The 12,573-nt window shown below is 68.7% G+C and carries 7 protein-coding genes; 5 read left to right on the forward strand and 2 right to left on the reverse strand.

What is annotated here, in order from left to right; translation table 11 throughout:
* Window positions 1–16: 16 nt before the first annotated feature.
* The gene (locus tag PSQ39_RS14880) at window positions 17–4,102 is read left to right on the forward strand and encodes a translocation/assembly module TamB domain-containing protein (RefSeq protein ID WP_273927607.1); all 4,086 of its coding nucleotides are present in this window, start codon (window positions 17–19) and stop codon (window positions 4,100–4,102) included.
* Here PSQ39_RS14880 and PSQ39_RS14885 read toward each other — a convergent pair.
* The gene (locus PSQ39_RS14885) at window positions 4,093–5,625 is read right to left on the reverse strand and encodes a methyl-accepting chemotaxis protein (RefSeq protein ID WP_273927608.1); all 1,533 of its coding nucleotides are present in this window, start codon (window positions 5,623–5,625) and stop codon (window positions 4,093–4,095) included. The genes PSQ39_RS14880 and PSQ39_RS14885 overlap by 10 nt on opposite strands.
* Window positions 5,626–5,929: 304 nt before the next feature.
* Here PSQ39_RS14885 and PSQ39_RS14890 point away from each other — a divergent pair, with 304 nt between their 5' ends.
* From PSQ39_RS14890 to PSQ39_RS14905, 4 genes are all read left to right on the forward strand, one after another.
* Window positions 5,930–6,907 (forward strand): LysR family transcriptional regulator, encoded by a 978-nt coding sequence (locus PSQ39_RS14890; RefSeq protein WP_273927609.1) that lies wholly within the window; start codon window positions 5,930–5,932, stop codon window positions 6,905–6,907.
* A gap of 105 nt (window positions 6,908–7,012) precedes the next feature.
* Complete coding sequence (tcuA, locus tag PSQ39_RS14895; protein WP_273927610.1) at window positions 7,013–8,467, forward strand: FAD-dependent tricarballylate dehydrogenase TcuA; 1,455 nt, start codon at window positions 7,013–7,015, stop codon at window positions 8,465–8,467.
* The gene (gene tcuB, locus PSQ39_RS14900) at window positions 8,454–9,647 is read left to right on the forward strand and encodes a tricarballylate utilization 4Fe-4S protein TcuB (protein ID WP_273927611.1); all 1,194 of its coding nucleotides are present in this window, start codon (window positions 8,454–8,456) and stop codon (window positions 9,645–9,647) included. Before tcuA ends, tcuB begins: the two co-directional genes overlap by 14 nt.
* A gap of 66 nt (window positions 9,648–9,713) precedes the next feature.
* On the forward strand, window positions 9,714–10,685 hold the full coding sequence (locus PSQ39_RS14905; RefSeq protein ID WP_273927612.1) for a Bug family tripartite tricarboxylate transporter substrate binding protein: 972 nt from the start codon (window positions 9,714–9,716) through the stop codon (window positions 10,683–10,685).
* A gap of 491 nt (window positions 10,686–11,176) precedes the next feature.
* On the opposite strand, the gene PSQ39_RS14910 is transcribed toward PSQ39_RS14905, so the two are convergent.
* Window positions 11,177–12,571 carry a DUF1501 domain-containing protein gene (locus PSQ39_RS14910; RefSeq protein WP_273927613.1) on the reverse strand — a complete coding sequence of 465 codons (1,395 nt, stop codon included), beginning with the start codon at window positions 12,569–12,571 and terminating at the stop codon, window positions 11,177–11,179.
* Window positions 12,572–12,573: the final 2 nt, after the last annotated feature.

Consider the following 12,573-nt stretch of genomic DNA (forward strand, 5'->3'; position numbering starts at 1 on the left):
CCCGCCGCCTCCCACCATGTCGACCTCCCAAGCCCCCAGCCCCCAGACCACTCCGGCCACCCTGCCAGCGCCCCACCGGGCGCGGCGCTGGCTGGGTGGCGCTGCGCTGTTCGTGGGACTGCCCCTGGCCCTGCTGGGTGGGCTGGGCTGGTGGGCCGGCAGCGAGGGCTCGCTCGCCACCATGGCCGAACAAGCCCCGCGCTTCCTGCCTGCGGGCCAGACACTGAGCCTGCGCGGTGTGCGCGGCAGCCTGCTGCGCGGCGGCCAGATTGACGAACTCCAATGGGCCCAGCCCGGCACGGCGCTGACCCTGAGCGATCTGACAATCGCCTGGGACTGGCGCCCCTTGCTGGACCGGCACCTGGCCCTGAGCCAGTTGGAGGCGCGCAGCCTCGAGATCCGGACCGAAGACAGCGCCACGCCCGCCAGCCCCCCGCTGACCGAGCTGCGCCTGCCGCTGACCATTGACACCCCCCTGAGCCTGGGGGAGCTCAAGCTGCCTGCTGCGGCCGGCCTGCAGGTGAAGGACTTCTCGGGCCACTACCACTACGACGGTCAGCAGCACCACCTGCAGTGGGGCGAGCTGAACCTGGCAGCGGGTCACTACCACGGCGACATCCGCTTGCAAGCCGACGCCCCCATGGCACTGACAGCGCGCATCGAGGGCGAAGTGCCCACGCCACTCAAAGCCCCGGCGCCAGCGGCCGTGCAGGCCCGTGTGCTGCTGCAAGGCAGCCTGTCGGGCCCGAACGCCACCCTGCAACTGCAGGCCGAACTCAGCCCAGAAGCCGACGAGGCCAGCCACACGCACGCCGACACGCCCCCGCCAAGCCCATTGAAAAAGGCCCCCAGCCAGGCGACGGCCAGCGCCCGGGCCCACCCGCACCAGCCTGCAGCCTCCCCCATGAGCGCCCACCTGAGCGCCCAGGTCCGGCCCTGGGCGCGCCAACCGCTGCACCAGGCTCAGCTGCAACTCAGCGCCATCGACCTCAGCCTGCTGTGGCCGCAAGCCCCGGTCACCGCCCTGTCGGGCACGGTTGACGTGCAGCCCCCAGCCCCAGACGCCGCGCCAGCCCAGTGGGGAGCCCGGCTGAAACTCCACAACGCCGCACCCGGCCCCTGGGACCTGCAGCGCTTGCCTGTCACGCAGCTGAGCGCCACCGTGCGCCAGGAGCCCCACCCTGAAGGCAGCACCTGGCTGGCCGAGGACATGCAAGTGCAACTGGGCACCGGCCTGCTGCGCCTGAACGCCCGCTGGCCCCAGGCCGCCCCCGGCCAAAGCCCGGCATGGCGCGTCCAATCCCAGCTGCAAGGGATCAACCCCGCCGCCTTGCTCAGCACCCTGCCCCCCGCCGCCATTGACGGCCAGCTCAGTGCCCAGGGCCTGAGCGGCCCCGGCAGCCAGGTGGACGACCTGAGCTTCAGCACCGACCTGCAAGCCCGAGCGCTGAGCGCCAACCCCAAGACCCCAGCCGCCCCATCGGCCGCCCTCTGGAGCGCACTGCAACTGAAACAAGCCCGCGCCACTGGCCGCTGGCAGGCCGGCGAGTTGCAACTCGACGGCCTGCGCCTGGAGCTGGCCGAGGCCTCGCTCACTGGCCAGTTGCGGGCCCAAACCGCCCCCCTGGGCGGCAGTGCCCAGCTGCAATGGCAAGCCCCCGGTCTGAACGCCGAGCTCAAAGGTCAGCTCAGCGCCCAGCAAGGCCAGGGCCAATGGTTGGTCAAACTGCAAGACGCTGCCGCCCTGAGCCGCTGGTTGCAAGGCCTGCCCGGCCTCAGCGCCCTGCGCAGCAGCCTGCCCGTGGCGGGCCAGGGCCAGTTGCAAGGCGACTGGCAAGGCGGTTGGGCCAGCCTGCTGGCCAACTGGAACGGCGAGCGCCCCCCCAGCACCGCACGCCCCCTGAGCCTGAATGTGCAACTCGACCTGCCCCGCCTGGACTGGGCCGCCGAGGGTCCCGCCGCCGGCCTGCGCGTGCAGCAACTGCAGGCCCGCCTCGCCGGCAGCCTGCCCGGTGCGCCCGGCGCCCTGCCGTTGCAACTGAGCCTGCAAGGCGTGCTGGCCCAAGGAGGCCACAGCCTGCGGGCCCAAGTCCAGGCCCAGGCCGGCCAGGCCGCCACCAGCGGGCCCCAGGCCAGCCGCTGGACCGCCCTGCTGCAAACACTGAGCCTGCAGACCTCGGGTCAAGTGCCCGGCGGCCCCTGGACCCTGGGTTTGACAGCGCCCGTGAGCCTGCAACTCAGCCACAGCCCCCAGCAAGCCCTGACTGAACTCAGCTTGGCCCCGGGCCAAGCCGTGCTCCAAGGCAGCAGCCCGACGCCCGCCGAACTGCAGTGGCAGGCCGCGCGCTGGTCCAGCCTGAAGGGGCAAGCCCGCTGGGACAGCCAGGGCCAGCTGCGCCACATTCCGCAGGCCTGGCTGGAAGCCTTGGCGGCCCTGCGCGGTGACGGCAGCGGCCTGGGCGTGGCAGGCGACCTGGTGCTCAACGCCGACTGGAAGGCCCGCCTCGACCAGCGCGTGCAGGCCAGCCTGCGCGTGGCCCGACACAGTGGCGACCTGCAACTGCAAGCCGACGACCTGCCCCCCGGCACCCAAGCCACCGCGGCACAGCGCAGCGCCGGGGTGCGCCAGGCCGAGCTGAACCTGCAGCTCGACGGTGAGCAAGTCGAGGCCCAACTGCGCTGGGACAGCGAGCGCGCCGGCCAAGTGCAAGCGCGCCTGAGCACCCGCTTGCGCCAGGACGCCCAAGGCTGGCAGTGGCCACCGGACGCTCCGCTGTCGGGCGAACTCAAGGCCCAGCTGCCGCAGCTCGGCGCCTGGTCCATGCTGGCGCCACCGGGCTGGCGCCTGCGCGGCACCCTGGACGCGCAGGCCAGCCTGCAAGGCACGCTGCAGAGCCCCCGTTGGACGGGCGAAATCCGCGCCAGCAACCTGGCCTTGCGCTCTGTGGTCGAAGGGGTGGAGCTGCGCGAAGGCAAGTTGCGGGCCCAGCTCAGTGGCGACCAGATCGACATCCGCGAGTTCACCCTGCGGGGCGCCCCCGGCGGCGGCGGTGGCGATGGCGGCACGCTGAGCGCCACTGGCCAGGCCCGCTGGACCGGCCAGGCCCTTGAAGTTGACCTGCAAACCCAGGCTGAACGCCTGCGGGTTTCAGCGCGGGCGGACCGGCGCCTGGCCGTGTCCGGCCAGATCGGTATGCGCCTGCGTGACGGCCAGTTGAAGGTGCGCGGCGCACTCAAGGCCGACCAGGCCCTGTTCATCCTGCCGGACGAAACCGCCCCCACCCTGGGCGCTGACGTCAAAGTCAGCTCCTCCCAGCGCCGCGCCAACGCCCCCCTCGCGCCCCCAGGTCAGCCCAAGCCAGCCACTGCAGCACCCGCCGCCAAAGCCGGCCCTGACGTGCAGGTCAGCTTTGACTTGGGCGATGACTTCCGAGTCCAGGGCCGGGGCCTGAGCACCCGCTTGCGCGGCACCTTGACCCTGCGCGTCCTTGCCAGTGGCGGCGACCCCCAGGTCACGGGCGAACTGCGCACCGACCAGGGCCGCTACAAGGCCTATGGCCAGCAGCTCACCATCGAGACCGGGGTGCTGCGCTTCAGTGGCCGCTACGACGACCCCGCGCTGGAGGTGCTGGCGATCCGGCCCAACCTCTCGACGCGCGTGGGCGTGCAAATCACCGGCACGGTGCTGTCGCCCCGCGTGCGCTTGTTCTCCGAGCCGGAAATGGCGGACGCCGACAAACTGGCCTGGCTGGTGCTGGGCCGGGCCGCCGCCAGCGGCGCCGCGGAATCCGCCCTGCTGCAGCAGGCCGCCCTGGCCTTGCTCGGAGGCGGGCGCAGCCTGTCCGATGGGCTGGCCCAGTCGCTGGGCCTGGACGAGGTGTCCTTCAGCGGCGTGCGCAACACCGACACTGGCGTGACCAGCGCTGCCCTGACCCTGGGCAAGCGCCTGTCCAAGGACTTTTATGTGTCCTACGAACGCAGCCTGGCCGGCACCATGGGCACGTTCTACATCTTCTACGACCTGACCCGGCGCCTCACCCTGCGCGCGCAGACGGGTGAAAAAAGCGCCGTGGACCTGATCTTCACGGTGAGCTACGACTGAGCGCTCAGGTGAAAGCGGCTGACCGCACCTGCCAGGTGATGCGCCTCTTGCTGCAGTGAGTCAGCCGCCTGGGTGGCTTCGTCCACCAGGTGGGCGTTGTCCCGGGTCATGGCGTCGAGCTGGCCCAGGCCGGTATTCACCCCTGTGATGCCCTGGCTCTGCTCGGCGGTGGTGGCCGAGATTTCGCTGATGGTTTGCGACACCCGGTGCACGCAGGCCACGATCTCGTCCATGGCGGCGCTGGCGTCCTTGACCTGCAAGGTGCCTGCTTCGACCCGCTCCACGTTGCTGGTGATCAAGCCCTTGATTTCCCGGGCCGCCGAGGCACTGCGCTGGGCCAGCGTGCGCACTTCGCTGGCCACCACCGCAAAGCCCCGCCCTTGTTCGCCCGCGCGGGCGGCCTCCACGGCGGCGTTCAGGGCCAGGATGTTGGTTTGGAAGGCAATGCCATCGATCACACCCACGATGTCGGTGATGCGCCGGCTGGCCTCCGAAATGGTGTCCATGGTGGCCGTCACCTGGCCCACCACCTGACCGCCCCGGCCTGCGGCTTGCGTGGCCTGGGTGGCCAATTGGTGGGCGCTGGCAGCCGAGGCCGCGGAGTGGCTCAATCCCTGCTGCAGGTGGGCCATGGCCTCTGCTGTGCTTTGCAGGTGGGCCGCGGAGTCCTCGGTGCGCCGCTGCAGGTCCTGGTTGCCTGAAGCGATGTGGTTCGAGGCCGAAGCCACCAAACTGCCCGACTGCTGGATGGTGTGCAAGGTGCTGCTCAAGGTGCTGCGCATGGTCTCCAGCGCACGCACCAAGTCGCCCAGTTCGTCGTTGCGTTCGCTGTGGGCGGGCCGGGTCAGGTCGCCAGACGCAATGGCCTGCGCGGTGTTGAGGCAGACCGTGATGGCCGCCGCAATGCGACGCCCAACGCTCAGGGCCACGACAAACCCCAAGCCGATGGCCAAAGCCGCCAAGGCCAGGGCCAGCATCTCGATGCGATGGCGTTGCTGCTCAAACGCCAGGGCCTGCTCGCGGGCCCCTTGCTCGACGCGGCTCAAGTGGGCGTCCATGGCCTTGAGTTGCTCATCGACCTTGGGTTTGAGCTCCTTGCTCACCCCCAGCACGGCCCGGGCCAGTTCGCCGGACTGCTTCATGGCCTGGAGCTTGCCGATCAACTGGCCAATCTCCCGGCCTTGCTGCAGCACCAAGGCCAAGGAGGCTTGCTCTTCCGGGCTGCGCTGGGTCTGCCCCAGCGACTCCACCAACTTGGCCAACTGGGCCGAACTGGTCTGCACGCGTTGGTCCAAGACGCCTTGCGCCACGGGGTTGGTGTTCATGATGGCGGACAGCGCCGCGTCATTGCTCACGCGCACTTCGGCCTGCCAGCGCGTGGTCAGCAGCAAACGGTCCGTGACCTGCTGGCTGGCCACCCGAGCCTGCTCGTCACTCCAGCCCACCGCCAACACCGCCGCCGCGCCGACCAAGGTGCAGCCGGCGACCAAGCCCAGGATCAGGGCGAATAACTGGTTCTTCAATTGGCCCCGACGCATCGATGGCCCGCTTAACGCTGCTTGGTGCACCCTTGTCCTCCTCGCTGAAAATGGCATGAATAACCGGATTGAACCACAGGTTTATTTCGCTCATGACGAGGTGCAGGCAGGTGCCCCGCACCAGCCGGGAACCGTGGCGTGTACCCCATGCAGACCTGCGCGCCCCTGGCGCCCAGGCCTCGCGCAGAGTGACTCTTGGCGCGCTGTCGGGGCCACCGACAGCCGCCCGAGCCCGGGCCACAGTGCAAACTGAGCGCATGGACACCGCATGCCCCTGGAGACCTCACCGATGGAATTGAAACAACTGCGGTATTTTTTACGCATCGTGGAGCAAGGCTCGATGAGCCGCGCCGCCCTCGACCTGAACATGGTGCAGTCGGCCCTGAGCCAACAGATCACCCGCCTGGAAAGCGAGTTGTGCACCCGCCTGCTGCACCGCACGCCGCGCGGGGTCACGCCCACGGAGGCGGGCCTGGCCTTCTACCGTGAGGCCCAACTGACCCTGCGACACGCCGAACAGGCGGTGCGCGCGGCCCAACAGGCGCGCCTGTCCGGCACCGTGACGGTGGGCTTGGCGCCGACCACCTCGGCCGTGCTGGGCCTGCCCCTGATGCAAGCCATGCGCGAGCGCTACCCCGACGTGCGCCTGCACATGGTGGAGAGCATGTCGGGCCACCTGACGGGCATGCTGAACGCGCGCGAGCTGGACCTGGCCCTGCTCTTCGACACCCGGCTGCACCAGGTGCAGCAAGCCGCCAGCGCCCGTCACTGGGAGATCCAGCCCTTGCTGGAGGAGGACTTGTTCCTGATGCGCAGTGCCAGCGCCCCCCGCTTGGACGCAGACATCCCGCTGGCGGCGCTGGCGGCAGAACCCTTGATCCTGCCCACTGGCCCCCACGGCCTGCGCAGCACGCTGGACACCGCCTTCGCCAACGCCGGCCTGACGCCCCATGTGGTGTTGGAAGTGGACTCGCTGGCCATGGTCATGGCGGCGGTCGACGCCGGGCTGGGCTCGACCCTGCAGCCCTGGGCGGCACTGGGCCGCTACCCGGACGCGGCGCAGCGCTTTCAATGCGCCCGGCTCACCGGCGTGCCGGCGCGGCGCGTGAACTTGCTGTGCAGCCTGCCGGAGACCGAGCTGTCGCCCGCAGCCCTGGCCGCGCGCGTGGTCCTCCGGGATTGCGCGCGCCAGTTGGTCAACAGCGGCCGCTGGCAGGGCGCCCAGCTCAGCCTGCCCACGCCCGACTCAGCCCATCACGCTTTGTGATACCCCCATCGCCGGGCCCGGCTGCACGCCAGGCGAGGGTCTGCCTACGATCGCGCTCATGCCGGATGCCCTCCGGCGCTTCCCTGAGCGTTCCGAAGGAGACCCATGTCGACCCAACCCGATGTCCTGGTGATTGGCGGTGGCAATGCCGCGCTGTGCGCCGCCCTGATGGCGCGCGAGGCCGGTGCCAGCGTGCTGCTGCTGGAGGCTGCCCCGCGTGCTTGGCGCGGCGGTAACTCCAGCCACACCCGCAACCTGCGCTGCATGCACGATGCCCCGCAGGACGTGCTGGTCGACACCTACCCCGAAGAGGAGTACTGGCAAGACCTGCTCAAAGTGACAGGCGGCCTGACCAATGAGCACCTGGCGCGTCTGGTGATCCGCGCCTCGTCGACCTGCCGCGACTGGATGCGCCAACACGGCGTGCACTTTCAGCCGCCGCTGTCCGGCGCGCTGCATGTGGCGCGCACCAACGCCTTCTTCATGGGTGGCGGCAAGGCCCTGGTGAACGCCTATTACCGCAGTGCCGAAAAGCTGGGTGTGCAAGTGCGCTACGAAGCCCCGGTGGAGCGGCTGGAGATCGTCGACGGCCGCTTTGTGGCGGCCCACTGCCTGGTGCAGGGCCGGCCTGAGCGCATCACGGCCAAGGCCTGCGTGCTGGCCGCCGGTGGCTTCGAATCCAACCGCGACTGGCTGCGCGAGGCCTGGGGCCAGAATGAGCGCGGTGAGTGGCCCTCGGACAACTTCTTGATCCGAGGCACCGCCTACAACCAGGGCGTGCTGCTGCGCCACCTGCTGGAAGACCACGGCGCCGACCGCATCGGCGACCCCACCCAGGCCCACATGGTGGCCATCGATGCGCGCGCACCGCTTTACGACGGCGGCATCTGCACGCGCATCGACTGCGTGTCGCTGGGCGTGGTGCTGAACCGCGACGGCCAACGCTTCTACGACGAAGGTGAGGACTTCTGGCCCAAGCGCTACGCCATCTGGGGTCGCCTGGTGGCGCAACAGCCCGGGCAGATTGGTTACTCGATCATCGACAGCCAAGCCATCGGGCGCTTCATGCCGCCGGTGTTCCAGGGCGTGCAGGCCAACACCCTGCCCGAACTGGCGCGCCAGCTCGGCCTGCCCGAGGACGCCTTCATGCACACGCTGGACAGCTACAACGCCGCCTGCCGCGTGGGCCGCTTCAACCACACCGAGCTGGACGACTGCCACACCGAGGGCATCACACCCGCCAAGACCCACTGGGCGCGCCCCATCGACACCGCGCCTTTCTATGGCTATGCGCTCAAACCAGGCGTGACCTTCACCTACCTGGGCTTGCACACGGACGACACCGCCGCCGTGCGCTTCAACCAGGTCCCCAGCAGCAACCTCTTTGTGGCCGGCGAAATGATGGCTGGCAACGTCCTCGGCAAAGGCTACACCGCCGGGGTCGGCATGAGCATCGGCACCGCCTTTGGCCGCATCGCCGGCACCCAGGCCGCGGCCGCAGCGCTGCACCCCCAGCAGCCCACCCACTTGAATCAAGGAGCCTCCCATGCAATCGCTTGAAGCCCTGGCGCGCGATGCGCGGGCACTGGCCAACGGCGACATCGTTCCCGAACAGCCTCTGTCGCCGGCCGAAGCCGAAGTGGCACGCCAACTGCAGATCTGCAACGCCTGCCGCTACTGCGAAGGCTTTTGTGCGGTCTTCCCGGCCATGACCCGGCGGCTGGAATTTCCCAAGGCGGACATCCACTTCCTGGCCAACCTGTGCCACAACTGCGGCGCCTGTCTGCACGCCTGCCAGTACGCGCCGCCCCACGAGTTTGCCGTCAACATCCCGCAGTCCATGGCCCAGGTGCGCGGCCAAACCTATGCGGACTACGCCTGGCCGCCCGCGCTGGGCACGCTGTACCAGCGCAACGGCCTGACTGTGTCGCTGGCCCTGGCCGCTGGTCTGGCCCTGTTCCTGGTGCTGGCCATCGTCTTGCAAGGCCAAGGTTGGGCAGTGCTGTGGCGCGCCCAGGCTGGTGGCTTTTATGGCCTGTTCCCGCACAACCTGCTGGTGAGCTTGTTCGCCCCGGTGTTCTTGTTCGCCGCCCTGGCGCTGAGCCTGGGCGTGCGGCGCTTCTGGCGTGACATCACCCCGGCCACCAGTGGCGCACCCTTGACGGCCCCCGCCGCCACCGAAGCCACCGACGCGGTGCTGCGCCTGCGCTACCTGGACGGCGGGCACGGCGAGGGCTGCGCCAACGAAGACGATGCCTACACCCTGGCCCGCCGACGCTGCCACCACCTGACCTTCTATGGGTTCATGTTGTGCTTTGCGGCCACCAGCGTGGCCACGGCCTACCATTACCTGCTGGGCCTGCCCGCCCCCTACGACCTGCCCAGCCTGCCCAAGCTGCTGGGCGGCCTGGGCGGCCTGAGCCTGGCTGTCGGCACGGCGGGCCTGTGGCGCCTGAACCTGCGTCGCCACCCCCAGCACGGTGACGCCGCGCAAAAGCCCATGGACCGCGGCTTCATCGCCTTGCTCTTCCTCATCGCCACCAGCGGCCTGGCCCTGTGGGCCGTGCGCGACCGGCCTGCCCTGCCGCTGATGCTGTGCCTGCACCTGGGCGCCGTGATGGCTTTGTTCGCCACCCTGCCCTACGGCAAGTTTGCCCACGGCATCTTCCGCACCGCCTCGCTGTTGCGCCACGCCGTGGAAAAGCGCCAACCCAACCCCATCGGACTGGGTGCGGACTGAGCACGGTCCGCGCGCCCAGCCCCCATCACCGCAGACCAACAACACCCCCAAAAGGAGACCTCCCTCATGCCAAGCTGTCACTTGCAGCGCGCCCTCGGGCTCGCCATCGCCGCCCTGGCCCTGAGCGCCAGTGCCCAGGACTTTCCCCCCAAGAAACCAGTCACCCTGGTGGTGGGCTTTGCGGCCGGCGGTGCCGCAGACGCTGCGGCCCGCCTGATCGCCAAGAAGCTGGGCGAGAACATCGGCCAGTCGGTGGTGGTGGACAACAAGGCCGGCGCGGGCGGCAACATCGCCCACCAGCAGGTGGCCCATGCCGCCACCGATGGCTCGGTGCTGTTGCTGGGCTCGGTGGGCCCGCTGACCATCGCCCCGCACCTGATGAAAGTGGGCTACGACCCGGTCAAGGACTTGGCCCCGGTCTCGGGCGGCGTTTACTTTCCGAACGTGCTGGTCGTGCACAAAGGGGCCAAGGTCAAGACCCTGGCGGAGTATGTGCAGCTGTCCAAGGCCAAGCCGGGCAGCGTGGACTTTGCCTCCACGGGCGCGGGCTCGGCCTCCCACCTGGCAGGCGAACTGCTGAACGAGCGCGCGGGCATCGATATGACGCACGTCCCCTACAAGGGCGGCGGCCCGGCGCTGCAAGACCTGCTGGGCGAGCGCGTGACCTCGTACTTCTCGGCCCCGCCCACCGCCCTGCCCCACATCGAGGCCGGCAAGCTGATTCCCATCGCTACCACAGGGCTGACGCGCCCGCCCTACCTGCCCAACATCCCCACCGTGGCCGAGGCGGGCTACCCGGGCTTCGAGGCGCTGAACTGGTACGCCTTTGTGGCCCCCAGCAAAACCCCGGCGCCGGTCCTGGACCGATGGAACCAGGAAATCGTCAAGGTGCTGAACGACCCCAAGGTGAAAGAAGCCCTGCTGAAACACGGCCTGACCCCGCAGCCCACGGGCCGCGCCGAACTGGCCACCTTCATGAAAAATGAATCGGCCAAATGGGGGGCGATCATCAAGGAGCGCAAGATCGCGGCGGAGTGAGGGCTTGACGCCTTTCGACAGCAGAAGCGGCCACTGCCGAGCCAGACGCAGAGCGGGTTCTTGAGGTCAGACGAGGCGTCTGGAGATGATGAATTGGTCCCCCCGACAGGAATCGAACCTGTATCTAGCGCTTCATACCACTTCGGCTTTCGCCGCCGCATCATGCGTTCGTGGTCTGGACTATGCCTTTGCCATGGGCCCTGGGGGCCGGTAGGCAGGAGCCGTCTAGTCTCTACACCTTCCCGAAGACCGGGCTTGGTTCGGCGTTGCCACGGGGCCTTGAATAGGCCCCAGAGGGTTCACCGAGTTTGACTCCATTCAGCCGAGGCTTTCGCGTCCGGCTGCCCATTGAAAGGAGGCACTTGTTCTATCCATTGAACTACGAGGAGAGCCCCCTATGCTAACAGCGGCCAGCCCCCGCTTCGGACAGCAGGTGCCGAAAACTTGTCCACACCGCCGCACCACACAGCGCTGGCCCAAGCTGCCCCCGCTCAACTGGCCATGAAGCCCAGGTTGGGCGTGCTGAAGTTGCGCAAATTGGGCAAGACCGTGGCCAGGTCGGTGTTGGACACGCCAAACCAAGTGGCCAAGGTGGCGCCCAACTGGTCAACGGCCAAGCGGGGCAGCAAGCGGCCTTGGCCCACGTCGTCGGGCCCGTTGTTGGCCATCACTGGCGGCGTGCCGACAAAGCTCTGGCCCTTGACCGCGTCGCCCAGCACCCAGTGCATGCTGCCCCAGCCGTGGTCTGAGCCATCGCTGTTGCTGACCAGGGTGCGGCCAAAGTCCGAAGCCGTGAAGCTGGTCACCTGGTTGGCCACGCCCAACTCCACGGTGGCTTGGTAAAACGCCGCCATCGCATTGCCCACGTTCTTGAGCAAGCCGGGGTGGGTGGTCAGCAAACCGTCGTGGGTGTCAAAACCGCCCAGCGAGACAAAAAACACCTGCCGCTTGGCCCCCAGGGAAGAGCGCGCCGCGATCAGGCGGGCCACCATTTTGAGTTGGTCCGCCAGCGAGTTGCCGGTCGGAAACGCGGTCGCCAAATTGACGCCGCTCAGGGCGGCCGTCATTTGGGCATTGGCATCGATGGAGCGCGCGCCCACGCGGGCGTACTCGTTTTCAAACAGGTTGACGCGCGAGGCCGTCATCAATTGACGCAAAGCCGCGCTGCAGGCCGAGGAGCCAAACAGCGGCGACTGCAAGCCGGTGACGGGCACCGAGCCGCTGGTCGACACCTGGTACTGCACGGCGCTCTTGCCAGACAGGTACACCGCATTGCCGGACACGCTGATGCAAGTGAAGGTGGCATTGCCGTTGCCCGAAGTAAACAAGTCGCCCATGCGCCCGCCCCAGCCCGAAGCGGCGCCCTCGGGCGACTCCGACTGCCAATACGACTGCTGGTCGTTGTGCGAGAACAGCTTGGGCGGCAAGGGCACCGAGGCCGCGCTGTACTGCGCCTTGCTGGTGGGCTGGATCAAGGTGCCCACATTGAGCAGCACACTCATGCGCCCGGCGTTGAACAGGGGCAGCAAAGGGTCCAACCCGGGCGCCAAGGCGTACTGGCGCCCATTGGGCAAGGCGGTGCTGGGGTTGAGCAGCAAGGGCGTGAGCGCATTGCGGTCAATCGCCAGGTTGCTGCGGAACTGCAGTTGCGTGTTGTAGCTGCTCTGGTCGTAAGGAACCAAGGTGTTGGCGTAGTCGTTGCCGCCATACAAGAACACGCAGACCAGGGCCTTGTAGTCGGTGGCCGTGGCCGCCGCGGCCTCCCCCATAGCGGCCAGGCTCAGGGCCCAAGGCGTGGCGCTGCCCGCCAGGGACAGGGCTGCACCGCGGCGCAGGAACGCACGACGCGAGGCGTTGTCGGGCGCGATATCGGGAAAGTGGTTCATGC

The sequence above is a fragment of the Curvibacter microcysteis genome (assembly GCF_028649455.1).
In the GTDB taxonomy this organism is placed as follows: Bacteria; Pseudomonadota; Gammaproteobacteria; order Burkholderiales; family Burkholderiaceae_C; genus Curvibacter; species Curvibacter microcysteis.

Excerpts from the sequence above, each read along its gene's own strand:
- PSQ39_RS14880 (WP_273927607.1), top strand. The coding sequence starts at position 17 with ATGTCGACCTCCCAAGCCCCCAGCCCCCAGACCACTCCGGCCACCCTG.
- PSQ39_RS14890 (WP_273927609.1), top strand. The coding sequence starts at position 5,930 with ATGGAATTGAAACAACTGCGGTATTTTTTACGCATCGTGGAGCAAGGC.
- tcuA (WP_273927610.1), top strand. The coding sequence starts at position 7,013 with ATGTCGACCCAACCCGATGTCCTGGTGATTGGCGGTGGCAATGCCGCG.
- tcuB (WP_273927611.1), top strand. The coding sequence starts at position 8,454 with ATGCAATCGCTTGAAGCCCTGGCGCGCGATGCGCGGGCACTGGCCAAC.
- PSQ39_RS14905 (WP_273927612.1), top strand. The coding sequence starts at position 9,714 with ATGCCAAGCTGTCACTTGCAGCGCGCCCTCGGGCTCGCCATCGCCGCC.
- PSQ39_RS14910 (WP_273927613.1), bottom strand. The coding sequence starts at position 12,571 with ATGAACCACTTTCCCGATATCGCGCCCGACAACGCCTCGCGTCGTGCG.